At 61.4% G+C, this 23,688-nt stretch carries 21 protein-coding genes; 4 read left to right on the plus strand and 17 right to left on the minus strand.

Features of this window, described 5'->3' with window-relative positions; translation table 11 throughout:
• Positions 1–7: 7 nt before the first annotated feature.
• From NVV77_RS07965 to aspS, 10 genes are all read right to left on the minus strand, one after another.
• Positions 8–1,360, minus strand: a complete 1,353-nt coding sequence (locus tag NVV77_RS07965) for a pyruvate dehydrogenase complex dihydrolipoamide acetyltransferase (RefSeq protein ID WP_295411932.1) — start codon at positions 1,358–1,360, stop codon at positions 8–10.
• An 11-nt stretch (positions 1,361–1,371) separates the two neighbouring features.
• Positions 1,372–2,757 carry a pyruvate dehydrogenase complex E1 component subunit beta gene (locus tag NVV77_RS07970; RefSeq protein WP_295411934.1) on the minus strand — a complete coding sequence of 462 codons (1,386 nt, stop codon included), beginning with the start codon at positions 2,755–2,757 and terminating at the stop codon, positions 1,372–1,374.
• A 1-nt stretch (position 2,758) separates the two neighbouring features.
• A complete protein-coding gene (locus NVV77_RS07975; RefSeq protein ID WP_295411936.1) occupies positions 2,759–3,160 on the minus strand; it encodes a hypothetical protein in 402 nt (133 codons plus the stop codon).
• A 7-nt stretch (positions 3,161–3,167) separates the two neighbouring features.
• Positions 3,168–4,187, minus strand: coding sequence for a pyruvate dehydrogenase (acetyl-transferring) E1 component subunit alpha (pdhA, locus tag NVV77_RS07980; protein WP_295411937.1), 1,020 nt, complete (start codon positions 4,185–4,187; stop codon positions 3,168–3,170).
• Between the two features lie 116 nt (positions 4,188–4,303).
• Complete coding sequence (locus NVV77_RS07985; RefSeq protein WP_295411939.1) at positions 4,304–4,702, minus strand: septum formation initiator family protein; 399 nt, start codon at positions 4,700–4,702, stop codon at positions 4,304–4,306.
• A 58-nt stretch (positions 4,703–4,760) separates the two neighbouring features.
• On the minus strand, positions 4,761–5,732 hold the full coding sequence (locus NVV77_RS07990; protein WP_295411941.1) for a ribose-phosphate pyrophosphokinase: 972 nt from the start codon (positions 5,730–5,732) through the stop codon (positions 4,761–4,763).
• A gap of 57 nt (positions 5,733–5,789) precedes the next feature.
• Complete coding sequence (locus tag NVV77_RS07995; protein WP_295411943.1) at positions 5,790–6,080, minus strand: Dabb family protein; 291 nt, start codon at positions 6,078–6,080, stop codon at positions 5,790–5,792.
• Positions 6,080–8,362 (minus strand): NADP-dependent malic enzyme, encoded by a 2,283-nt coding sequence (locus tag NVV77_RS08000; RefSeq protein ID WP_295411945.1) that lies wholly within the window; start codon positions 8,360–8,362, stop codon positions 6,080–6,082. Before NVV77_RS08000 ends, NVV77_RS07995 begins: the two co-directional genes overlap by 1 nt.
• A gap of 127 nt (positions 8,363–8,489) precedes the next feature.
• Positions 8,490–10,100, minus strand: a complete 1,611-nt coding sequence (locus tag NVV77_RS08005) for an EAL domain-containing protein (protein WP_295411947.1) — start codon at positions 10,098–10,100, stop codon at positions 8,490–8,492.
• A 141-nt stretch (positions 10,101–10,241) separates the two neighbouring features.
• Positions 10,242–12,032: an aspartate--tRNA ligase gene (gene aspS / locus NVV77_RS08010; RefSeq protein WP_295411948.1), complete on the minus strand. Its 1,791-nt coding sequence runs from the start codon at positions 12,030–12,032 to the stop codon at positions 10,242–10,244.
• A 171-nt stretch (positions 12,033–12,203) separates the two neighbouring features.
• Between aspS and rnd the strand changes: the two genes are divergently transcribed.
• A complete protein-coding gene (gene rnd / locus NVV77_RS08015) occupies positions 12,204–13,373 on the plus strand; it encodes a ribonuclease D (protein ID WP_295411950.1) in 1,170 nt (389 codons plus the stop codon).
• A gap of 3 nt (positions 13,374–13,376) precedes the next feature.
• On the opposite strand, the gene NVV77_RS08020 is transcribed toward rnd, so the two are convergent.
• From NVV77_RS08020 to NVV77_RS08035, 4 genes are read right to left on the minus strand one after another with little or no spacing between them, the layout of a single operon-like run.
• A complete protein-coding gene (locus NVV77_RS08020; protein WP_295411952.1) occupies positions 13,377–14,912 on the minus strand; it encodes a Ppx/GppA phosphatase family protein in 1,536 nt (511 codons plus the stop codon).
• A gap of 2 nt (positions 14,913–14,914) precedes the next feature.
• Positions 14,915–17,077: an RNA degradosome polyphosphate kinase gene (locus tag NVV77_RS08025; protein WP_295411954.1), complete on the minus strand. Its 2,163-nt coding sequence runs from the start codon at positions 17,075–17,077 to the stop codon at positions 14,915–14,917.
• Positions 17,070–17,804 (minus strand): hypothetical protein, encoded by a 735-nt coding sequence (locus NVV77_RS08030; protein WP_295411955.1) that lies wholly within the window; start codon positions 17,802–17,804, stop codon positions 17,070–17,072. Before NVV77_RS08030 ends, NVV77_RS08025 begins: the two co-directional genes overlap by 8 nt.
• Positions 17,785–18,876 carry an AI-2E family transporter gene (locus NVV77_RS08035; protein ID WP_295411956.1) on the minus strand — a complete coding sequence of 364 codons (1,092 nt, stop codon included), beginning with the start codon at positions 18,874–18,876 and terminating at the stop codon, positions 17,785–17,787. Before NVV77_RS08035 ends, NVV77_RS08030 begins: the two co-directional genes overlap by 20 nt.
• A 236-nt stretch (positions 18,877–19,112) precedes the next feature.
• Between NVV77_RS08035 and purM the strand changes: the two genes are divergently transcribed.
• Entirely contained in the window at positions 19,113–20,189 is a 1,077-nt protein-coding gene (purM, locus tag NVV77_RS08040) for a phosphoribosylformylglycinamidine cyclo-ligase (protein ID WP_295411958.1), read from the plus strand.
• The gene (gene purN, locus NVV77_RS08045; protein ID WP_295411960.1) at positions 20,186–20,770 is read left to right on the plus strand and encodes a phosphoribosylglycinamide formyltransferase; all 585 of its coding nucleotides are present in this window, start codon (positions 20,186–20,188) and stop codon (positions 20,768–20,770) included. The genes purM and purN overlap by 4 nt, the downstream gene beginning before the upstream one ends.
• Here purN and NVV77_RS08050 read toward each other — a convergent pair.
• From NVV77_RS08050 to NVV77_RS08060, 3 genes are all read right to left on the minus strand, one after another.
• Positions 20,767–21,258: a hypothetical protein gene (locus NVV77_RS08050; protein ID WP_295411962.1), complete on the minus strand. Its 492-nt coding sequence runs from the start codon at positions 21,256–21,258 to the stop codon at positions 20,767–20,769. The two genes, purN and NVV77_RS08050, sit on opposite strands and share 4 nt — an antisense overlap.
• Positions 21,259–21,357: 99 nt before the next feature.
• On the minus strand, positions 21,358–21,936 hold the full coding sequence (locus tag NVV77_RS08055; protein WP_295411964.1) for a TetR/AcrR family transcriptional regulator: 579 nt from the start codon (positions 21,934–21,936) through the stop codon (positions 21,358–21,360).
• 47 nt (positions 21,937–21,983) lie between these two features.
• Positions 21,984–22,589, minus strand: coding sequence for a nucleotidyltransferase family protein (locus tag NVV77_RS08060; protein WP_295411966.1), 606 nt, complete (start codon positions 22,587–22,589; stop codon positions 21,984–21,986).
• A 192-nt stretch (positions 22,590–22,781) separates the two neighbouring features.
• Here NVV77_RS08060 and NVV77_RS08065 point away from each other — a divergent pair, with 192 nt between their 5' ends.
• Complete coding sequence (locus tag NVV77_RS08065; protein WP_295411967.1) at positions 22,782–23,684, plus strand: DMT family transporter; 903 nt, start codon at positions 22,782–22,784, stop codon at positions 23,682–23,684.
• Positions 23,685–23,688 lie beyond the last annotated feature (4 nt).

The raw sequence follows: 23,688 nt of genomic DNA on the forward strand, positions 1-23,688 counted from the left end.
CCTGCCCCTAGGCCAGCATCATCACCGGATTTTCGATCAGGCCCTTGAACACACCGAGCAGTTCCGCACCGAGCGCACCGTCGACGGCGCGGTGATCGCAGGACAGGGTGACGGTCATGAACTGGCCGATCTTGATCTGCCCATTCTCGGGATAGACGCGCTCTTCGCCGGCGCCGACCGCGAGGATCGTGCCATGCGGCGGGTTGATCACCGCGGCAAAGTGCTTGATGCCGAACATGCCGAGGTTGGATACCGAGGACGAACCGCCCTGGTATTCATGCGGCGCCAGCTTCTTGGACTTTGCACGCGTCGCCAGATCCTTCACCTCTTCCGAGATTTCGCGAAGGGTCTTGGTGTCGCAAGACTTCACCACCGGAGTGAAGAGACCACCCGGCACGGAGACGGCAACGGCCACATCCGAACGCTTGTGGTAGAGGATCGAGTCCCCGGCCCAGGTCGCGTTAGCGGTCGGCACGCGCTGCAGCGCAACGGCCCAGGCCTTCATGACGAAGTCGTTGACCGAGAGCTTGTAGCCCGGCTTGCCGTCTTTGCCCTTGGGCGCGGCGGCATTGATCTGTTCGCGGGCAGCCATGAGCGCGTCGATCTTGCAATCGAGCGTCAGGTAGAAGTGCGGAACGGTCTGCTTGCTTTCGGTCAGGCGCGCAGCCACGACCTTACGCATGCCGTCATTCGGGACGACTTCGTACGAGCCTTCCTCGTAGAGCGCCATGACCTGGTTCTTGCTCATACCGGTCGCAGGCGCAGCGGCAGCAGCCGGAGCACCGGCAGCAGGCTTGCTCACACCCTTGCCCGACTTGGCAGCTTCCACGTCCGATTTGACGACGCGGCCCTTCGGACCCGAGCCGGCAACGGTCGAAAGATCAATGCCAGCTTCCTTGGCGAGACGCTTGGCAAGCGGCGAAGCGAACACGCGGCCGCCTTCGGACTTTGCCGGCGCTTTGGCCGCAGCAGCCGGAGCGCTGGAGCCGGAATTAGCATTGGTCGCGACCGGCGCAGGAGCAGCGGCCTTCGGCGCTTCTGGAGCGGCAGCAGGAGCCGGTGCAGCCTTGGGCGCTTCCGCCTTCGGCGCGGCAGCGGCGACGGCGCTGGCGTCTTCGCCTTCCTGCAGCAGCACTGCGATGACGGCGTTGACCTTCACGTTCTCGGTGCCTTCGGCCACGAGAATTTTGCCGATCTTACCCTCGTCCACGGCCTCGACTTCCATCGTGGCCTTGTCGGTTTCGATCTCGGCGATCACGTCACCGGAAGAGACAGAGTCGCCTTCCTTGACGTGCCATTTGGCGAGCTTGCCCTCTTCCATCGTGGGAGAGAGCGCCGGCATGGTGATATCGATAGGCATACCGGGTCTCCTTACGAGCGATAGGTCACGGCGTTCACGGCCGCGATCACTTCGTCAACATTGGGCAGTGCCAGCTTTTCGAGGTTCGCGGCATAGGGCATGGGAACGTCCTTGCCGGTCACGCGCAGCACGGGCGCATCGAGATAATCGAAAGCCTGCTCCATGACGCGGGCAGCGAGTTCAGCGCCGATACCGCCCTGCGGCCAGCCTTCTTCCACCGTCACGAGGCGGCCGGTCTTCTTGACCGACTCGATCACCGTATCGCTGTCCATCGGGCGCAGCGTGCGCAGATCGATCAGCTCCACGTCGACGCCAGCGGCAACCAGCTTTTCCGTCGCCTGGGTGGCGTAGCGCATGCCCATGGAGAAGGAGACGATGGTTACGTCGGCACCCTTGCGGGCGATGCGGGCCTTGCCGATCGGCAGGACATAGTCATCGACCTTCGGCACAAGACCGGTCGAACCGTAGAGAATTTCGTTTTCGAGGAACACAACCGGGTTGGGCGAACGGATCGCTGCCTTGAGCAGGCCCTTGGCGTCGGCCGCGCTATAGGGCGCGATGACGGTCAGGCCCGGAACATGGCTGTACCATGCCGAATAGTCCTGGCTGTGCTGGGCGGCAACGCGCGAGGCAACGCCGTTCGGGCCACGGAACACCATCGGCGCCGTCACCTGGCCACCGGACATGTAGAGCTGCTTGGCGGCCGAGTTGATAATCTGGTCGATTGCCTGCATGGCAAAGTTCCAGGTCATGAATTCGACGATCGGCTTCAAACCGGCAAAAGCCGCACCAACTGCAAGACCGGCAAAACCGTGCTCGGTGATCGGGGTATCGATGACGCGCTGCGGACCGAATTCCTGCAGCAGGCCCTGGGTCACCTTATAGGCGCCCTGATATTCGGCGACTTCTTCACCCATGACGAAAACGTCCGGGTTGGCGCGCATTTCTTCGGCCATGGCTTCGTTGAGCGCTTGGCGAACCGTCAGTTCCACCATTTCGACGCCTTCCGGCAGATCCGGATCGGCCTGGGCTTCAAACTTCGGCGCAGCCGGAACGGCAGCAGCGGGCGCAGCAGCCGGGGCTTCGGCCTGCACCATGCTCGGCGCGGGCTCTTCCGCGGCGGCAGGGGCGGCAGCCGGAGCAGCGCCAGCGCTTTCGCCTTCGGCCAGAACCAGCGCGATCGGGGTGTTCACCTTCACGCCTTCGGTGCCTTCGGCCACGAGGATTTCGCGAACGACACCCTCATCGACGGATTCGACTTCCATCGTCGCCTTGTCGGTTTCGATTTCGGCCAGCACGTCGCCGGACTTGACGGTATCACCGACCTTGACCAGCCACTTGGAGAGCTTGCCCTCTTCCATCGTTGGCGACAGGGCGGGCATGAGGATTTGGGGCATATCAGCTCTCCAGAATGGTAGTGCCGGGCATGGGGGCCACGCGGCGAAGGTCGAATTGTTCGGCAAATTGCGCGGCGGGCAGCACGCGCCAATCGTTTATCGGGGCAGAAGCAGCAACGGGCGCCGCGGACTGGCGCTGGTTGACCGCCCAGCCACTAAGGATGAGGCCAAGGATCACGAAGACCAGGCAGGCAATGACAGCGCGCTTGTAGATGGCAGCCTGCACTTCGCCGCTGAGACCAGCCCAGCCGGCGACGCGTTCAAAACGCCACCAGCCGAAAAGCCATTCGCGCCAGCTCGGGCCGCTCGCCGCGGCCAAACGGCTGATGGCGATCGCCTGCCCCGCCGCCAGAACGGCGGAGAGCAGTGCAAACAGCATGATGACGCCGAGCAGGATGCTCATCGTGAGATCAGGCCTCGATCGTGATGTCGGTCCACAGCTCCGAAGCATCGGGCTCCGGATCATTGGTGGCAAAATCCGCCGCTTCCGTGACGATGGCACGAATGTCGGTCTCGATTTTCTTGAGATCGTCCTCGGTGATCACACCAGCTTCAAGCAAACGCGCCCGGACCTGTTCAATGGGATCACGTTCCTGACGGTACTTCGTCACTTCGTCTTTGGAGCGATATTTTGCCGGGTCGGACATGGAGTGGCCGCGATAGCGGTAGGTCAGCATTTCGAGGATGTACGGCCCCTGCCCCGAACGAGCATGCTCGATGGCGCGCTTGGCGGCATCATAGACCATGCGAACGTCCATGCCGTCGACCTGCTCGCCCGGAATATCGAACGAAGCGCCGCGCATGGAGAAATCGGTGGTTGCCGCGGCGCGCTCGATCGAGGTGCCCATGGCGTATTTGTTGTTTTCGATCACGAAGACAACAGGCAGCTTCCAGAGCTTGGCCATGTTGAAGCTTTCGTAAACCTGGCCCTGATTGGCCGCGCCGTCGCCGAAATAGGCAAGGCTCACCGAGCCATCACCCTTGTACTTCGAGGCGAAAGCCAGACCCGTGCCGAGCGAAACCTGCGCACCAACAATGCCGTTGCCGCCATAGAAGCGGTGCTCGTTGGAGAACATGTGCATCGAGCCGCCCTTGCCTTTCGACAGGCCGCCCTGGCGACCGGTCAGCTCGGCCATCACGCCCTTGGGGTCGAGGCCCATGACCAGCATATGGCCGTGATCACGATAACCGGTGATCTGGGCATCCTTGCCCTTTTCCGAGGCCATGGTGATGCCGGTGACGACAGCTTCCTGACCGATATAGAGGTGGCAGAAGCCGCCGATCAGACCCATGCCATACATCTGGCCGGCCTTTTCCTCGAAACGCCGGATCAGCAGCATTTCACGGAAGGCTTCGAGATCCTGTTCGTTGGTGAACTGAGGGGCATTGGGCTGCGTCTTGGCCTTGGTGGCCGTCGCCTTGCGCGCCATAGGGGGCTCCCGGTGTAGAAATGGAATTTGCCGCTTGGCCCGATCAGGCCACTTCTCGCACTATAGCGCAAGCGCTCCGCGGATAATATTGCTCCAGGAGCGTGTTGGAATGGGTGTTAGAGCGTTGAATCCGCTTCGATAATTTTGATTAACTGATCATCGATTAATTCTTGGAATTTACCGGAAATCGGTTTACCCGTCGCCGGATCGACCATGATCAGAATGTCATCCGCATTGGCCATGTTGAGCAGGGCCCTCGCCCGCTCCGTCACGATATCAGGATCGAGATGGCGCGGATTCATCAGCGAATTGCGGTGACGAAAACTGTCGATTTCGGCCTGCAGGGCCGACGAGCGGTCCTTGAGCACCTGAATATCGGCGTGAATTTCGTCGCGACCTTCGATGCCGAACTGACCGCTTATGGCCGAATAGCCGAGATAGCCCTGAAAAGCCAGGAGTGTCACGGCTAGGGCCAAGGGACGCCAGAATGGTGGGCGTTTGAGTCTGGTGGGCATGTACGGACCGGTCTATGGACCTTCACTATGCCGTACAAGGCATTAATACCCGGTTTAGCTATTCCGCCGCGACCCGCTCGGGGGCCGCGCCTTCCTCGAAAAGCGCGCTGACCGATTCCCCATTATTGATGCGCCGCATGGCCTCGGCCAAGGCCGGCGCCACCGATAGCACCGTCAGCTTGACATGGGCCTGCCGTGCCGCGTTGGGCAGCGTATTGGTGCAGACGATTTCGATCACGTCAGGTTCAGCGGCCAGACGCGCAACCGCGTCGCTACCAAAAATGCCATGCGTGCAGGCGACCCGCACCGAGCGCGCACCATTGGCGCGAAGGTGCTTCAGCAATTCAAGGATCGACCCGCCGCTGGCGATTTCGTCGTCAAGAATGATGACATCCTTGCCCCGCACCTCGCCGATGATGGCCGAGATGCGGACCTGCGTATCGGTAATCCGCTCCTTGGCGCCCGCAGCAACCGGCGTACCGAGGCTGCGCGCAAAGGCAGCAGCCGTCTTGGCATTGCCAAGATCAGGCGAGACGACGACCGCATTGCTGAGATCAAACCGGCGGAAATGCGATGCCAGCTCGTGCAATGCGTGCAGGTGATCAACCGGCACGCTGAAGAAACCATGCACCTGCGGCGAATGCAGCGTCATGGTCAGCACGCGATCGGCGCCGGCCGTCTTGAGAAGATCGGCAACCAGACGCCCGCCGATAGAAATACGCGGCGCGTCCTTCTTGTCGGAGCGTGCGTAGGAATAGTGCGGAATGACCGCCGTAATCCGCGCCGCCGAAGCCCCCCGTGCCGCGTCGAGCATCAGCAGCAGCTCCATCAGGTGCTCCTGAACCGGCGCACTGAGCGTCTGGACCAGGAACACATCCTGCTCGCGGCAATTGGCCTGCAATTGCACTTCGATACAGTCGTTGGAGAAGCGTTTGACCCGCGTCGGGAGCAGCGGCACGCCGAGATCGGCGCATATCTCCTTAGCCAGCTCGGGGTGAGCACTACCACTGAACACAGCAATCTGGTTCATGGAACTTCCTCGGCTTTTGGCGGTAAGGATTATGCGGCGGTCTTAGCCTACGCAGCCTCAGAGCGCAACGTAGTCGATCTCCTGAAATTTCGCGACTTCCTGCACCCAACGGTCCCGCACGAACGCAACGTGGTCCGGGTGCACATTGTAGCCGTCATAGGCGGCCTGATCGGCGAACTCCATCGAGAAGCCATAGGCAAAGTCAGCCTTGGGGCTCACCTGCTTCAGGCGCTCGAATTTTTGCACGCCCGGAATGCCTTCCAGCACCAGAGCATCGCGCAGAAAGGCCGCCTCGGCTTCCGAGCCGGCCGCATGCTGGAGCGAGAAAACGACGGTGTGACGGATCATCACTCGGCTCCGATGGCTTCATTGGCGGCAATGGCCGCCATGTTGACGATGCCGCGGCTGGTCACCGACGGCGCCAGAATATGCGCCGGCGCCCGCGTGCCCATCAGGATCGGCCCGACAGCCAGTGCGTTGTTCATTTCCTTGAGCAGCGTCATCGAAAGGTTGGCCGCATCGAGATCGGGGAAGATCAAGAGGTTGGCTTCGCCCTTCAGTGCGGTCTCAGGCACATAACGCTCGCGCAGCTCAGAATTGAGCGCAAGGTCACCCTGCATTTCACCTTCGACAATGAGGTCCGGTGCGGCGACTTTAAGCTTCTCATAGACCTCGCGCATCTTGAAGGCGCTGTCGCCATCGCGCGAGCCGAAGTTCGAATAGCTCAAGAGCGCCATGCGCGCCTCGATGTTGAAGCGCTTGAGGTGATCCCGCGCCTGCAACGAAATGCTGACCAGCTCGTCGGCGGAAGGATTCTGGTTCACATAGGTGTCGGCGAGGAAGAAGGCACCGCGCGGCATGATCAGCATGGAAAGCGCCGAAACATCGCTCACGCCGTCCTGCAGCCCGATGATCGAGCGGATATCGCGGACATGCTTGATGTAGCGGCCCTGGAGACCACAGATCAGCGCATCGGCCTCGCCGCGCTTCACCGCCAGCGCCCCGATCACCGTCGTATTGGTGCGCACGATGGTGCGGGCCGTGTCCGGCGTCACGCCATTGCGGCCCACCAGCGAGTGGAACAGGCTGACATAGTCGCGGTAGCGCGGATCGTCTTCGGGGTTGATCACCTCGAAATCGCGGCCCGGCTGAATGCCAAGACCAAAGCGCTCGATACGCGCCTCGATGACGGCCGGACGGCCGATCAGGATCGGGCGGGCAATCCGCTCTTCAAGCAGCACCTGGGTTGCGCGCAGCACGCGTTCGTCTTCGCCATCGGCGAAGGCGATGCGCTTGCTCTTGCCCTGTGCCCGATCGATGATCGGCTTCATCACGAGGCCAGAGCGGAACACGAAGCGGTTGAGCTGGTCCTGATAAGCGTCCCAGTCGGCGATCGGGCGCTTGGCCACGCCCGATTCCATCGCCGCCCGCGCCACGGCCGGCGCGATACGCAGGATAAGACGCTGGTCGAACGGGTTGGGAATGATGTGGTCCGGCCCGAACACGGCCGGCGCGCCCGAAGGCGAGACTTCAAGGCCCGGCTCATGCGCCAGCTTGGCAATGGCGCGAACCGCCGCCAGCTTCATCTCTTCATTGATCGTCGTTGCATGCACGTCGAGCGCACCGCGGAAGATGAAGGGGAAGCAGAGAACGTTGTTGACCTGGTTGGGATAGTCCGACCGCCCGGTGCAGACCATGGCGTCAGGCCGCGTTGCCTTCGCCACTTCCGGCATGATTTCCGGATTGGGGTTGGCCAGCGCCAGGATCAGCGGCTTGGGCGCCATCTTAGCCAGCATTTCCGGCTTCAGCGCGCCGGCGGCCGACAGGCCCAGGAACACGTCCGCGCCGTCGATCACTTCGGCAAGCGTCGTCGCATCACTCTGGCGGCGGAACTGGCCACGCCACTTGTCATTGACGTCGTTGCGCTTGTGCGTGACGAGGCCATCCTTGTCGGCAACCCAGATGTTCTCGTGCTTGGCGCCCAGCGCCACCAGCACGTTGAGGCAGGCAATGGCCGCAGCCCCTGCCCCCGAGGTGCAGATCTTCACCTCGTCGATCTTCTTGCCGGTCAGTTCGAGCCCATTGAGCACAGCGGCACCGACGATGATCGCCGTGCCGTGCTGATCGTCATGGAATACCGGGATCGGCATGCGCTCGCGCAGTGTCTCTTCGATCTCGAAGCAGTCAGGCGCGCGGATATCTTCGAGATTGATGCCGCCAAAGGTCGGCCAGAGCGGCGCCACGGCATCGATGAATTTCTTCGGCTCGATCTCGTCGATCTCAAGATCGAAGACGTCAATGCCGGCGAACTTCTTGAACAGAACCGCCTTGCCTTCCATCACCGGCTTGCTGGCCAGCGCGCCGATATTGCCAAGACCCAGCACTGCCGTGCCATTCGAAATCACCGCAACGAGATTCTGCCGCGAAGTGTAACGGGCCACGGCCTCCGGGGTCTGCGCAATCTCTTCGCAGGGTGCCGCAACGCCAGGCGAATAGGCGAGCGCGAGGTCGCGCTGGTTGCCAAGCGGCTTGATCGGCTGGATTTCCAGCTTGCCGGGCTTGGGGAACTCATGGAAGTGGAGAGCAGCGTCGCGCAAAACCTTGCGTTGTTCATTAGGATCAGTCGACACGCTTTCCTCCGGCACAGCTTAGATGGCGTCGTACCTGCCACCAATCAGCGCCGAAGGAAAGGGGCGTTGCGACCTCGTGAAGCCAAGAATCGAGGCCGTCGCCATAGGCAATTCGTAGAAGGCGCGATCAAGCCGCGTCAGTAACGATTTCAGAGGGATCCTGCGTATCGGAATAGCGGGCCGGGCTCGTAGCGAGTGCCAGCGCGAGTTCCTTGAATGCACCCACCTTGAGGGCTGGCGCGAAGATATAACCCTGCGCCTGGACGACGCCACGCGACCGCAAATAGATAGCCTGCGCTTCAGTTTCGACGCCTTCGGCCACGATTTCGCAATCGAGATCCTTGGACATGGCGATGAGACCGTCGAGCACCGGCACCTGAGTCGTGCCCGGCTTGATCATGTCGACGAAGATGCGGTCGATCTTGATCACGTCGACGCCGAGCGTCGCGATATAGGCAAGGTTCGAGTGCCCCGTACCCGCATCGTCCATGGCAATACGCGAGCCGAGCGCATGGAGGCCAGAAATAACGCTGTTCACAGCCAGCGAGTTTTCCAGCGGACGGCGCTCGGTGATTTCGAACACAAGCTGATCGTAAGAAATCGGCGAGTTGCCGAAGATCGCCTGCACGTCGTCCACGATACCGACATCGCGGAAGTGACCCTCGAAGAGATTGATCGAAATCTTCAGGCCCGGGATTTTCTGCGAGAGATCGCTCAGGTCGTAGCGCACCTGCTGCATCAGTGAGAGCGTCATCGGAATGGCCATGCCCGACGCTTCGGCATAGTCGATGAAGACGCCCGGCGGCACCACTTCGCCACTCGGCTTTTCCCAGCGGCAGAGCACTTCGCAACCCATGAGGCCGCCAGTGCGCAGGTTGATGACCGGCTGGTAATAGGGCTTGATTTCGTTACGGCCGATGGCGCGCTCGAGATCGAACGACGGCGTTCGTGAGCGGCGAGCATAGCGCAGCGTTAGGAGTAGCAGCCCCGCACTCAGCAAGCACCCGAGAATGGTGAAAAGCACATCGAGATCGGCATAGCCCGCGCGCGCCTCGGCGAAGGGCAGCAGATAGCGAACCTTGATCGGCAGTTCGCCGGCAAAGCTCTGCACAGCCAGATAGTCCCCGCGCGCCGCCTGGCGATCGAAATCGACCGAAGCGCCAAGCGAGAGAACCGGCAGGCCACTGGTCAGCGCGATGTCCAGCATGGCGCCATCCGGCAGACTGTCAGCGAGCGCTTCCTGCGTCGTCGCCATCAGTGGGGTAAACGCCGAAATGCGCCGCACGCCGCCCAGGGTTTGCGTAACCTTGAGGGCCGGCATGATCATCTCGGCGAATTTGACGACGGTGATCGTTTCGGTGAGTCCCGGCACAGGCAGCGACTCGGAGAGCGGCGAATAGGCGACATTGCGACCAAAGGCGTCGCAATACTGCACCCCATCCATGTTCTCGACGAGAATCTGCTTCACATTGAAGCTGTTGTCGATTGCCGTCTGGGCAAAGCCGCTAAAGGTCGGCGTACAGAACGACGGACTATCGGCAACCACCTGCCGCAGCGCCGCGACAGCATTGGCCGCGTTGTAATTGATCTCGGAGCTGAGGGCATCGATCCGCGTCTGCAGCGCGGCGACTTCCTTATTCCTTGCATAGGCGTCGAGCAGGTAGTCGACGGAGACTATGGGGACGAAGGCCAACAAGGCGCCCAGCAACATAAGTACGTGCGAGAACTTCGCCTTCACCGACCAATCCACTTCTATCAGCTCTATCCCATTGTTAACGCTGCGATCTTAAAGACCCGTTAACCAGGATTTTAACCGCCCGTGGAAACGAAAAAGGCAGGCCTTGCGGCCTGCCTTTGGAAGAAAATTAGTGCGCCGAAATCAGCTTTGCACGTTGAGGCGGATGCTCAGCTCGCGCATCTGCTTGGCCGAAGCCGGGCTTGGCGCGCCCATGAGAAGGTCTTCGGCCTGCTGATTCATCGGGAAGGCCGTGATTTCGCGCAGGTTCTGCACGCCGCACAGCAGCATCACGATACGGTCGATACCGAAGGCCGCGCCACCATGCGGCGGAGCGCCATACTGGAACGCACGGTAGAGGCCGCCAAACTGCTCTTCGACTTCCTGACGCGACTTGCCGGTCAGTTCGAACGCCTTGACCATGGTCTCGGGCTCCTGGTTACGAATCGACCCGGAGGCGATTTCGTAGCCGTTGCAGACCGCGTCATACTGATAGGCCTTCAGCGACAGCGGCTCGGCCGAGTTCAGCGCCTCAAGACCACCCTGCGGCATCGAGAACGGGTTGTGCGCGAAGTCGATGCGCTTTTCTTCCTCGCTCCATTCATAGAACGGGAAGTCGACGATCCAGCACAGCGCGAACTGCTCGGTATCCACCACGCCGAGATCGGTACCGACCTTGGTGCGGGCTTCGCCGGCGAACTTGTAGAACTTCTCCGGGCGACCGGCGACGAAGAACACCGCATCGCCGTCTTCTAGGCCGAACTGGGCCTTGATCGCAGCCGTGCGCTCTTCGCCGATGTTCTTGGCGATCGGGCCAGAGCCAGCGCCGTCCTTGAAGAAGATGTAGCCAAGGCCCGGCTGGCCTTCGCCCTGCGCCCAGGCGTTCATGCGATCGCAGAAGGCGCGACCGATCGGCTCGGCGCCAGCCTTGTTCTTGGCCGGAATCGCCCAGACTTCCACCTTCGGATCGGTTTCAATCTGGTTGGCGAAGACCTTGAAGCCCGAACCGGCAAAGTGCTGGGTGACGGCGTCTATCTCGATCGGGTTGCGCAGGTCGGGCTTGTCCGAGCCATATTTGCGGATCGCCGTGTCATAGGGAATGCGCGGCCAGCTCTTGGTGACGCGCTTGCCATCGGCAAACTTCTCGAACACGTTGGTGATCACCGGCTCGACGGTGCTCCACACGTCTTCCTGCGTCACAAAGCTCATTTCGAGGTCGAGCTGGTAGAATTCGCCCGGCAGGCGGTCAGCGCGCGGATCTTCGTCACGGAAGCACGGTGCCACCTGGAAGTAGCGGTCGAAGCCAGCCACCATGAGGAGCTGCTTGTACTGCTGCGGCGCCTGCGGCAGGGCAAAGAACTTGCCGGGGTGGATACGGCTGGGCACGAGGAAGTCGCGCGCGCCTTCCGGCGACGAGGCCGTCAGAATCGGCGTCGAAAATTCGGTAAAGCCGGCATCACCCATTCCGGCGCGCATGGCCGAGATGACCTTGGTGCGCTTCAAAATATTGGCGTGCAGCTTCTCGCGACGCAGGTCGAGGAAGCGGTAGCGCAGGCGAATATCTTCCGGATATTCGGCATCGCCAAACACCGGCAGCGGCAGCTCCTTGGCGACCGACAGGACCTCGATTTCGCGAATGAAGATTTCGATGCCACCAGTGGCAATGTTGGTGTTTACAGCCGCAGCGTCGCGCAGCTTCACTTCACCATCGATGCGCAGCACCCATTCCGAACGCACCTTTTCGGCGTCGGCAAAGGCCGCGGAATCAGGGTCGATCACGCACTGGGTAATGCCATAGTTGTCACGGAGATCGATAAACAGCAGGCCGCCATGGTCGCGAATACGATGAACCCAGCCGGACAGACGCACGTTATTGCCGGCATCGTTCGCCGTGAGAGCGCCACAGGTGTGGGTACGGTAGCGATGTGTCGTCATTTTCTTTTCCGAAAAAGTGCAAAAAGGGCCGGATTCTCGGGCGGGAAAAGCGCATGGAGCACCCCGCTTGTCAAGCACCCGGGCTTTCCCGGTCCGTGGCGGAAATCCGAGGTGGAGCAATCCTTCAGCACCTGCTAGGAACGATAGTGACTATTTTGAGACGGTATTCATATGGACCTGATTGTTTCCACAGAGGCGCTCTCGGCATTTTGCGAGCGTGCAGCCCAGTTTGATTTCGTGACGGTGGACACCGAATTCCTGCGCGAAACCACCTATTGGCCGCGTCTCTGTCTCATTCAGGTGGCGACGGATGACGAAGCCGTTCTCATCGATCCCCTGGCTGATCACCTTGATCTGAAACCGTTCTTCGCGCTTCTGGCCAACCCATCGGTCACCAAGGTGTTTCATGCCGCCCGGCAAGACATTGAAATCTTTGTCAAACTGACCGGCGCCGTACCGCACAATATTTTCGACACGCAGATCGCAGCCAGCGTATGCGGCTTTGGAGATAGCGCGTCCTATGACAGCCTCGTGCGCGCCATCTGCAAGGTCGAGCTCGACAAGTCCTCGCGCTTTACCGATTGGTCGGCTCGCCCGCTCTCGGAAAAGCAGCGCCTTTATGCGCTCGCCGACGTCACGTATCTCCGCGACATCTATCGCGAACTCCGCAAGCAGGTCGAACAGACTCGCCGCTGGGATTGGGTCGAAGACGAACTCACCGTTCTTCGCAGCATCGATACCTATGTCGTCCAGCCCGAAGAGGCCTGGGAACGGCTCAAGATGAAGATCAATCGCCCACGCGATCTCGCTGCCCTCAAGGTCTTGGCCGAATGGCGCGAGCGCAAGGCGCAGACATCAGATCAGCCGCGCAGCCGCGTCTTCAAGGATGACGCGCTGTTCGACCTCGCCATGCAGCGCCCCCTGACGCCAGATGCTTTCGACAAACTGCGCGCCGTGCCCCGCGGCTTTGGCCGCAGTTCAGCCGCTGCCGAAATCATCGAACTCCTCAAGGGCGTCGAGGCTCTACAAAAGACCGACCTCCCCACCCTGCCCGAGCGTTACCGCGGCCCCTCGCCAAAGGGCGCCGTGGGTGACCTCATCCGCGTGCTTCTGAAGTCCGTGGCCGAACAGCACGGCGTCGCCGCCCGCATCCTCGCGACTTCGGACGACATCGACGCCCTCGTGCTCGATGACGAAGCCGACGTCCCCGCCCTCAAAGGCTGGCGCAGAAAACTCTTCGGCGAAAAAGCCCTGGCCATAAAGCATGGCCGCATCGGCCTCGTGGCCACGCGAAAAGGCGTCATCGAGTTCGCGGTCAATCAGGCAGAAGCGGCTGAGTAGCTCTCAGCCCACTTCCACCCGCGCATCGGCGTGCTCGGCGAAGCTGGCGAACTGGCTCAGCCGGTTGCGAAGGTGCTCGCCATTGAGGAAGGCAAAGTCCGTCGGTAGCTGCAGCACCAGCACGTCACCATCGAGACGGAAACGGATGCGCGGCAGAATTCCCGGCATGGCGGCCGTCATCGGATAGGCCACACGGAACAGCGTGCCGATCAGCCGTCCCCGCTTGATCATTTCCGGCGAAGCCAGTGGGATCAGCGTATTGGCCGATTTGCTCTTGAGCCCGTCATAGCGCACCGAAATGGCATGGGCGAGCACGGCGCGGCCGGGGTGGTCGACCCCGGTCAGCGAGCCATAGGCCACCGAATCGACGCTTTGCGGCCCGCGGTAATCCGGATGCGCGCGCCAGCCGATATCGGCCAGGAGGCATGCCACCTGCCGCAACCGGCTTTCCTCGGCCGTTTCGACAGTGCCGGTCGCCGCAAAATACTGGGCGGTAAACTCGACAAGATCCGAAGCGTGAGCCGGCGAGCGCGAGCGCAGTACCGACAGTTCCTCGGCGCCCTGAATCAGCGGATCGACCGCCTGTTCGGCTTCGGACAGCAAGCCGTGCAGATAGCCTTCGCGCACGCCCAATGCCGAGAATACGACGCTCTCAAACTTGCCCGCGCGCAGTACTTCAGCCAGCACGGCGGCGCCGAACGGCACGAGTTCGCGGCGCGAATTGCTGGCGCTGTTTGAGCCCGGATAGCTCTTGAGCGACTCGGCCGCGATGATGTCTTCGCAGACCGCAATCATTTCGGCCGCCGGCACCACATAGTCCTGCACCATGTGGAGCGGGTAGTCGCGCAGTTCGAGATGCAGTTTCGCGAGGGAGCGCCAGGTGCCCCCAATGGCCGCAAACCGCCCGCCCGGCTCGATGCCCGCGAGCAGCGACTTCTTGAGTTTTTCCCGGACCAGGGCCGCAGCCTTTTTAGGCGACCCGTCGGCATCGTCCTGCAGCCGAATGACACCCAGCTCGTGCGATTGTCCGTCGGCGTCGCGACCATTTGTGATCACAGACAATTCGAGGCTGCCGCCGCCCAGGTCACCGACCACACCGGCAAATCCCGGAATGCCGGCGACGACGCCAAGCGCAGCAAAATGGGCCTCTTCTTCGCCCGAAAGCACCCGGACGGGCGTTTCCATGATCGCTTCCACGGCCGAGACGAATTCCTGCCGATTGGCCGCATCACGCACGGCCGAGGTGGCGAGCACATGGACCTTGCCGACACGCATCATCCGCGCCACCAGCGCAAAGCGCTTGATGGCGTCGAGTGCCTTTTCGACATTGGCATCGGCCAGCCGCCCGCTCTGGGCAATGCCCCGGCCGAGCGCGCAGGCCGATTTCTCGTTGTAGAGCGGCGTCAGGGAGCGCGCGTGGCGCTCATAAACGACAAGGCGAACGGAGTTTGACCCGATATCAAGGACAGCGACCGGCTGGGCGCCCTTGAGACGGCCCTGGGCCGTAGGATCGGCGTCTACGCCCCAGAATTGTGTCAAACTCAGCCCTCGTCGTCTCCAATCCCGGCGCTGCCGCGTCCAGACAGCGACGGATTGGTCATGAAATAGTCATGCGCATTGAAAGGTTCCGCCCCTTCGGCAACGCGCAAGCGATGGGAACTGCCATCTGGCAAGACTTCCCAACTTTGCTGATTGTCCTTCAAATAGGCAACTAGCGTTCTGTCAAGAATCTGCTTGTGCACGGTTCTGTTGAGAATCGGCACCATCACCTCGACGCGACCATCAAGGTTCCGACCCATCAAATCCGCGGAAGAAATATAGACCAGCGCCCGCGCCGACGGCATGGATTCGCCATTGCCGAAGCAATAGATGCGGCTGTGTTCGAGGAAACGCCCGACCACCGATTTGACCCGGATATTATCCGAGAAACCCGGAATACCCGGCCGCAGGCAGCAGATGCCGCGGACGATGAGATCGACCTTCACCCCAGCCTGGCTCGCGTCATAGAGCGCGTCGATCACCTGCGGATCGACGAGAGAGTTCATCTTGAGCAGGATCGAGGCCGGTTGGCCCGAGCGCGCGAACTCGATCTCGCGGGCAATATTGTTGACCAATGTTTCGCGCAGGTTGACCGGCGAAACCGCGATGGTTTCGAGTTCGGTCGGCCGCGCATAGCCGGTGATGAAATTGAAAACGCGCGCCACGTCGCGGGTGATTGCGGGATCGATCGTGAAATAGCTGAGATCGGTATAAATCTTGGCCGTGATCGGGTGATAATTGCCCGTGCCGATATGGCAATAGCTGACGAGCTTGCCCTTCTCGCGCCGCACCACCTGGCTCAGTTTGGCGTGCGTCTTCAACTCGATAAAGCCGAAAACCACCTGCGCGCCAGCGCGTTCAAGATCTCGCGCCCAACGGATATTGGCTTCTTCGTCAAAGCGCGCCTTGAGCTCGACAAGGCATGTCACCGACTTACCGGCCTCGGCAGCCATCACCAGCGCCTTGACGATCGGGCTGTCCGACGAGGTGCGATAGAGCGTCTGCTTGATCGCCACTACGTCCGGATCGCGCGCCGCCTGCATCAGGAATTGCGCAACGACGTCAAAGCTCTCGAACGGATGGTGGACCAGAATATCCTTGGCCCGGATCGCGGCAAAATTGTCGCCGTTATAGTCGCGGATACGCTCGGGGAAGCGGGCGATATAGGGCGTGAATTTCAGGTCGGGCCGATCCACATCGCAAACCTTGCGCGCATCGGCGAGCCCGAGGAAGCCGTGAACTTCGAACACATCGGCATCCTTGATGCCCAGCTGTTCGCCGATCTGGCGCTGCAGCGCACGCGGCATGGAGCGTTCGATTTCAAGCCGGATCACCTGGCCGCGGCGACGCTGGCGCAAGGCGCTTTCGAACTCCACCACGAGGTCTGCCGCTTCGTCGTCGATTTCGATTTCGCTGTCGCGAATGATGCGGAACGCACCCGATCCCACGACCTCGTGGCCCGGAAACATCTTGTGGAAGAAGAGCTTGACCAGCGTATCGATGGTCACGACTTCGCTGCGCCCCTCCGAAACGAGCTCATTGGGCAGATTGATAAAACGGTCGAGATTGCCCGGAATACGAACCAGCGCCGTCAGCGGCTGATCGCTGTCAGGACGCTTCAACTCAAAGGCCAGCGCCAGCCCAAGATTGGGAATAAACGGAAATGGATGCGCCGGATCGACCGCGATTGGTGTAAGAACCGGGAAGATTTCTTCGCGGAAGAGCTTTTGCAGGTAAGCCACCTGCTCTTCGCTGAGATCGTTGGATTCGTGGATGACGACATTCTGCGCAAACAGCTCTTCGCGCAGCGTTTCCCAATGATCCTGCTGGTCGCGCTGCAAGTGCTGGGCCAGCGTCGCGATTTCTTCGAGCTGTTCGGCCGGTGTCAGCCCGTCAGCGCTCTGCTTCGTGAGGCCCGCCCGGATCTGACCCTTCAGACCAGCCACGCGCACCATATAGAATTCGTCGAGATTGTTGGCCGAGATCGACACGAAACGCAGGCGCTCGAGCAGCGGGTGCGCCTCGTTGCCGGCTTCTTCCAGCACGCGCATGTTGAACTGCAGCCAGCTCACCTCACGGTTGACGAACCGCGCCGGGCTGGTTCGCAACGCCTCGACGTCCGGCCCAGCGCCTTCTGCCTCGGTGATCTCGCTCATGTCATTCATCGCTTAAAGGGTCCCAGTCCTGTTGGCTGCCACCGTCGCGCTCCGCCTCCCGGAGCGCCAGGGCCTCTGCTGCAATCGTTCGGGTAACGGCCGTGCCTCTCGCGAGGGCCAGCCTGTCCATGCGGTCGACCAAAACGGCCACTTCCTCGGGGCTGCGTTCCATGCGCGCCACAAGATAGTGGATGATTTTCGGGTCGACCTTGATCTGACGATCGCCGAAAAGTTTGGCGAACATGTGTGACAGTTCTATGTCGTCGCTGACCTCAAGCCGGAAGGCCGGAGCGCGGCGCACACGCGACCGCACGTCGTCCGTTGCCAGAGGCCACTTGGCGATATCTTCGCGCGCCGTCAGCAGCAGCGTCCGGTTGCCGCGCATGGCCTGGTTGAGCAGGTGAAACAGGCTCGGCTCGTCATAACCCAGCCGATCCACATCCTCGACAACCAACGGCCCGCGCCCATCGGCTTCGGCAATGGCGGCGATCGTTTCCGGCGTCACCATGGGTGCATGGCTGCGATCGGCAAAAATCCGCGCCAGATGCGATTTCCCCGAGGCCGGCGGGCCGATCAGCAGCGTGACGGCATCGGGCCAATGTGGCCAGGCGCCGATGCGTCCATGGGCCAAGGCATTGCCTTCCCCCACCAGAAAATCGTCTGCGGCATGGGATGGCGTATGCTCGAACTCGAGCGGCAATTGCCGCAGCCTGTCGTTACGCAGTGGGGTTACCACCCTGGCCACCATGGGTTGATCCGAGATAGAGGCTGCTACCCTTATACTTGCGAATGCCGTAGCGCACGAGCACCCCGCCAATCGCCGCCAGCGGCACGGCCAACAACAGCCCGACAAAGCCGAACAGCGCGCCGAAAGCCAAAAGGGCGAACATCAGCCACACCGGGTTGATGTTGATCGAACTGCCCACGAGCTTGGGATAGAGCACGTTGCCCTCGACAAACTGCCAGCCCATGAAAATGCCGAAGACCAGCGCGATCATCCACCAGTTCGGCCAGAACTGCACCGTGGCGATACCCATGGACAGCGCAAAGCCAACGCCGAACCCGACATAGGGAATGAAGCTCAAAAGCCCGGCAATGAGCCCGACGGCGAGGCCATAGTTAAGGCCAACGAGGGAAAGCGCACCCGCATAGAACACGGCGTCGATCACCAGCACACCGCCCTGCCCGCGGATCACGCCGGCCATCGAGCTGTCGATATCGCGCAGGATTCCGAGAATCTCCGCCCGATGCCGCCGCGGCAGCAGGTCATGCACGCCGCGCACCATGCTGTCCCAGTCGAGCAGCAGATAGAAGGCGACGACGGGCGTAAAAATGGCGAAGCCGATCACGCTGATCAGCGTCATGCCGGAAGCCAGAATTTCAGATGTGACAACACCGGCAAATCCGACGATCTGCCCGAGCATGTCCGAAACCGTGCGTTCCACCTGCGCCGCGCGTTCCGGCCCGAGCCACTCGTTGAGTTCAGGCGCCCATTTCCGCACCATGGCTTCAAGATCGGCCGCATAGCCCGGAAGGCGCTGCACCAGCCCCACGATCTGCTGCGCCACCATCGGAACGATCATGACGAAGATGCCGGCGATAATGGCAACCACGCAGAGCAGCACGACCGCCGTGGCCCAGCTGCGGTTGAAATGCCACTTCTGGAGCTGGTTGACGAGCGGGTTGAGCAGATAGGCTAGCGCCGCGCCGACCACGAAGGGCAGGAGAATTCCGCGGAAGATCCAGAGAGCCAGGATCAGGAAGACGAGAAAGCCGATCCAGATCAGCACTTGATTTCTAAGGTTCATGGTGCCGGGCGGCCCTTGCGTCTGACTATCCAAGAAGCTATCAGGCCTTCAGGCGAATTCAGCGGAAAGCATCTATTACTTTCCGCTTTTGAAACCGCCGCAAAAACAAAGACCTGGAGCATCACGCGATTCGAGGATCGCACGAAAAGCTCTAGCGGCCAGCACCGTTAAGTTCAACCAGACCGGGTCTCGGTAGCCAAAGCGTTCCCGATATCCCCAGCAATGGCTTTAGGCTCATGTCCGACGCGCAAAACCTGCCATCAAACGGCCTGTCATACAAGCAGGCGGGTGTCGATATCGATGCTGGCAATGCTCTTGTCGAGGCGATCAAGCCCGCCGTACGCTCCACTCGCCGCCCCGGCGCCGATGGCGAAATCGGCGGTTTCGGTGGTCTTTTCGACCTCAAGGCCGCAGGTTTTGTCGATCCGGTTCTCGTCGCCGCCAATGATGGCGTCGGCACCAAGCTGAAGATCGCCATCGATACCGGCAAGCACGACACCATTGGCCAGGACCTTGTCGCCATGTGCGTCAACGACCTCGTGGTGCAGGGCGCCGAGCCGCTGTTCTTCCTTGATTATTTCGCCACCGGTAAGCTCGATGTGGCCCAAGGCACCGCCATCGTCGAAGGCATTGCCCATGGCTGCCGCCTCGCCGGTTGCGCCCTGATCGGCGGGGAAACCGCCGAAATGCCGGGCATGTATCACGGCAACGACTATGATCTCGCCGGCTTCGCCGTCGGCGCCGCCGAGCGCAATGCGCTGTTGCCGCGCAAGGATATTGCCGCCGGAGACACGCTCGTTGCAATCGCCTCCTCCGGCGTTCATTCCAATGGCTATTCGCTGGTCCGCAAGATCGTCGACCTCTCCGGCCTCGCTTGGACTGCCGACGCTCCCTTCGAATCCGGCAAGACCCTCGCCGAAGCGCTCCTCGAACCGACCCGCATCTATGTGAAGCCGCTCCTCGCCGCCCTCAAGGCTGGCATCGGCATCAAGGCCCTGGCCCACATCACGGGCGGTGGCTTCATCGACAATATTCCGCGCGTCCTGCCCGATGATCTCGCAGCCGATGTCGATCTCGACGCCGTCACCGTGCCGGCAGTCTTTGGCTGGCTCTCCAAGGTCGGCGGCATGAGCGAACGCGAAATGCTCCGTACCTTCAATTGCGGCGTCGGCATGCTCGTCGCCGTCACCCCGGAAGACGCCGAAAAGCTGGTCGCAAACCTCACCGCCTCGGGCGAAACCGCTGCCATTGTCGGCCAGTTGACGCCGCGCACCGGCGAACCCGTCACCTTCCGCGGAAAGCTCGCCCTGTGAGCCGAAAGAAGGTCGGCGTCCTCATTTCCGGCCGCGGCTCCAACATGTCCGCGCTGATCGAGGCCACCAAGGCTCCGGACTATCCGGCCGAAATCGTCGGCGTGCTCTCGAACAGGGCTGCTGCTCCGGGTCTGCTGACGGCCCGGGAAAACGGCATCGCCACGGCCTCACTGGCCCAGAGCAAGTTCCCGAGCCGGGAAATGTTCGAAGACACGATGACCCAGATCCTTGAGAGCTGGGAAGTCGACTATGTCTGCCTCGCCGGCTTCATGCGCATCTTGGGCGAAGATTTCGTGCTGCGTTGGCAGGGGCGGATGGTCAACATCCACCCCTCCCTCCTGCCCCTCTACAAGGGCCTCGACACCCACGCCCGCGTCCTCGCCGCTGGCGACGCCGAGCATGGCTGCACGGTCCATTTCGTCACGCCGGGCCTCGACGAAGGCCCCGCGATCCTCCAGGCCCGCGTCCCGGTCCTCCCGGGCGATACGCCCGAGACGCTGACCGCCCGCGTGCTCGTCGAAGAGCACAAGATTTATCCGCAGGCGCTAGCAATGCTCGCCCGCGGCGAAGTCTCGCTCTAGCGGTAAGCCGGCATGCGGCCTTCGCGCCGCAGCACGATGATCTGCACGATCAGCCCGACGATGAAGGCCAGCAACAGCGCTGCGTGAGATCCCAGCACGATGGGCGAGGTAACGCTCGACGCCAGCGGCGCCCCATCCGGCACGCGCGTCAGCGTTTCCGTCACCGTCGGCACCAGCAGCAACAAGACGCTGAAGCTGAGGCTGACGGTTTCGATATACCGCCGCAGGCGCCCCAAAAAGCTCACGCGATGCACGCCATAACCCACGGCGATCAAAAGCAGCGTCAGGCCGCCGATGGCATAGCTCACCGGCTGCTTTGCCACCAGAAACGCCGTGGCGCCTCCCAAAACCATCGAAGCAAAGTAGATCGCGCCCGGTACGGAACGCGGCACGATGCGGCCATGCCGCGCCAGCATATAGGCGGCCACGACGAGCGCCGGCAGACTGCCAAGCGTGTGAAACCAGCCGATGGGAGAAATACCGAACATTTTTAGTCCTTCACATTGAAGAGGACGCGCAATGCGCCCCACGTATATCTACTAGTTGGTAGGCTAATTTGCAGAAGGTCGGCATTCTCACCCCTGCCCCTATTTGACCAACCGCTCCACCAGGGGGCGGACGATCATTTCAAAAACGGCGGGATCGCCATGAGCCCGGCTGGACAGCATGGCCCCGTGCACCGTGGCAACAAAGACTTCCGCCTCTATCTCGGGATCATGGGCCATGTGCAGGCTTCCTTGCTCCAAACCATCCCGAAACACTGAGGTCAGCCACGTGGCCAGCGCCCGAAAGTGCACCCGCACCTCGGCAGCAACCTCATCAGGCAAAGCCGGCATCTGACTGGCCAACAAGGCGCAAACGCAGAAAGGCTCCGAGCCCGAAGTGATGCAGGACTGCCAATAGCCCGTATAGGCCCGCAGCTTTTCCGCCGGGTCGGCAATGGCCTCATCCATTTTCTGAAGCCCTTCAACGGCCTCCCGCCGATAGCGCTCCACCAGAATGCGCACCAGTTGTGCCTTGGTCGGAAAGTGGTGGTGAATACTGGCCTTGCGGATGCCGACGATGGTGGAAATATCCGCATAGCTGAATCCGTCATATCCGCCCGAGAGAATGAGCGGACGCGTGCGGCGGAGGATTTCTTCGGCAGTACTGGAAAGCTCGGTCATGCAAGCTACCTACCTTCTAGTAGGTTTGCCGTCAAGCACCGAGCTGACTAATCCGGCCAGGGTTCGAACCGCAGTTCCGGCCAAAGGGCCATGGCCCGTGCCGCCTTGCTTTCGTGCGTGGCACGATTGTGCAGAACAGGATTGGGTGTCAGCCGAAACGAGAACATGTCATCAAGCCCAAAGGGCGCGAAGATGACGATCTCTCCATTCTCGATCCGTGCCGCAACCGCGTGGGTCCTGGTGGCAAAATAGAGCAGCATGTCGGCGCTGCATGTCAGTTCGGGATAGGCCAGCCCAAACTTTTCGGGAAACCAGAGATGCACCCGCGCCTGGTTCCGCACTTCAACCGGAATTGGGCTGTCCTCGAAATAGGTCTGCGTTCGGCGAATAACTTGGTCTTCCGCCTCGTAGCTTCGATCGCTTGGGTCGAAATAGACGATGTCGGCGTCCTTGATTCCCGCGTACCGCTCGCGACCGGTCAGCACATTCCAGACCGTGTTGTAGATCGCCCCCGAGCCCAGCAGCGGATCGGGAAGACCAAGGTCCGCCATGCCCCTCAGGAACCGCATCAACGCCGGATCATCCGCAATAATGTCGACGAGGACCTGCCGCTGCACATCGGCATCTAGCCCCGAATATCTTAGGTGTGCCACCACGCTTGAGTCCCTCGCTCAACCGCCTCCGGCCGAATGCAACAGACGTCGCTGACATGGACTGTCAGCAGAAAGACGTTCAGTCTCCGCAGGCAGACCGACCGCATCACCGCAATTGATGACCCCCATCGTCAAAATCGGTTCGACGCGACTCCTTTTGCCCGCTACCGTCAGCACAAAGGGAGAACACCTGTGCCGCTACGCTATTGGTTGCTGATCATTCTGCTGGGCGCGGTCTGGGGCAGTTCGTTCCTTTTCAATGCGGTTCTTATTCGCGAAATCAGCCCACTCTGGGTCTCGGCAGGTCGCGTCAGCATCGGCGCTGCCATTTGCTGGGTCTATTTCTTCGCCACCCGCAAGACATTGCCCAGAGATGGCAAGATTTATGGCCAGCTGCTTTTCCTGGGCATTCTCAACTACTCCATCCCCTTCTCGCTCTTCCCCTTTGCCGAGCACACCGTCGCCAGCAGCATCGTGGGCGTCATCAACGGCCTGACCCCGATGAGCACCGTCATCGTTTCGCAGCTTTGGCCGGGCGGTGAAAAGGCGACCTGGAACAAGGTCGTTGGTGTGGTGATTGGTTTCCTCGGGGCAGTGATCCTCGCCCTGCCCTCGCTCGGCGCCGGCGCCTCCGCCCAGGTCATCGGGCTCCTGGCCGCACTTCTTGCCACCGTCTGCTACGCGGTGACGCTCAACTATGCGCGGCGCTTCAAAGCTATCGAGCCCGCCGTCGTCGCCACCTGCTCGCTGACCGGCGCCGCGCTGGTCTCGCTGCCAATCGCGCTGATCTTTTCGGGCCTGCCGATCATTACCCGTCTCGAAACCTGGGGCGCGCTCTTTGCCATTGCGACCTTCTCGACCAGCTTCAGCTTCCTGCTGGTCTATTGGCTGCTGCCGCGTGTGGGCCCCACCAATCTCTCGCTCAACACCTATATCACGCCAATCTCGGCGATCCTTCTGGGCGTGCTGATCCTCCACGAACGCTTCGAGCCTGTGCATGTCGCCGGCATCGTCGTGATCTTCATCGGCCTGATCTTCATGGACGGCCGGCTGGTGCAGCGCTGGCGACCGAGACAGGTCAAGTCTGCGAGCTGACGCG

The organism is Devosia sp. (assembly GCF_024707125.1).
In the GTDB taxonomy this organism is placed as follows: domain Bacteria; phylum Pseudomonadota; class Alphaproteobacteria; order Rhizobiales; family Devosiaceae; genus Devosia.

Bases quoted from the DNA above. Each gene is read 5' to 3' on its own strand.
- aspS (WP_295411948.1), bottom strand. From the start codon at position 12,032: ATGACGACACATCGCTACCGTACCCACACCTGTGGCGCTCTCACGGCG.
- NVV77_RS08050 (WP_295411962.1), bottom strand. From the start codon at position 21,258: ATGTTCGGTATTTCTCCCATCGGCTGGTTTCACACGCTTGGCAGTCTG.
- NVV77_RS07965 (WP_295411932.1), bottom strand. From the start codon at position 1,360: ATGCCTATCGATATCACCATGCCGGCGCTCTCTCCCACGATGGAAGAG.
- purM (WP_295411958.1), top strand. From the start codon at position 19,113: ATGTCCGACGCGCAAAACCTGCCATCAAACGGCCTGTCATACAAGCAG.
- NVV77_RS08025 (WP_295411954.1), bottom strand. From the start codon at position 17,077: ATGAATGACATGAGCGAGATCACCGAGGCAGAAGGCGCTGGGCCGGAC.
- rnd (WP_295411950.1), top strand. From the start codon at position 12,204: ATGGACCTGATTGTTTCCACAGAGGCGCTCTCGGCATTTTGCGAGCGT.
- NVV77_RS07995 (WP_295411943.1), bottom strand. From the start codon at position 6,080: ATGATCCGTCACACCGTCGTTTTCTCGCTCCAGCATGCGGCCGGCTCG.
- NVV77_RS07970 (WP_295411934.1), bottom strand. From the start codon at position 2,757: ATGCCCCAAATCCTCATGCCCGCCCTGTCGCCAACGATGGAAGAGGGC.
- NVV77_RS07990 (WP_295411941.1), bottom strand. From the start codon at position 5,732: ATGAACCAGATTGCTGTGTTCAGTGGTAGTGCTCACCCCGAGCTGGCT.
- NVV77_RS08055 (WP_295411964.1), bottom strand. From the start codon at position 21,936: ATGACCGAGCTTTCCAGTACTGCCGAAGAAATCCTCCGCCGCACGCGT.
- pdhA (WP_295411937.1), bottom strand. From the start codon at position 4,187: ATGGCGCGCAAGGCGACGGCCACCAAGGCCAAGACGCAGCCCAATGCC.
- NVV77_RS07975 (WP_295411936.1), bottom strand. From the start codon at position 3,160: ATGAGCATCCTGCTCGGCGTCATCATGCTGTTTGCACTGCTCTCCGCC.
- NVV77_RS08035 (WP_295411956.1), bottom strand. From the start codon at position 18,876: ATGAACCTTAGAAATCAAGTGCTGATCTGGATCGGCTTTCTCGTCTTC.
- NVV77_RS07985 (WP_295411939.1), bottom strand. From the start codon at position 4,702: ATGCCCACCAGACTCAAACGCCCACCATTCTGGCGTCCCTTGGCCCTA.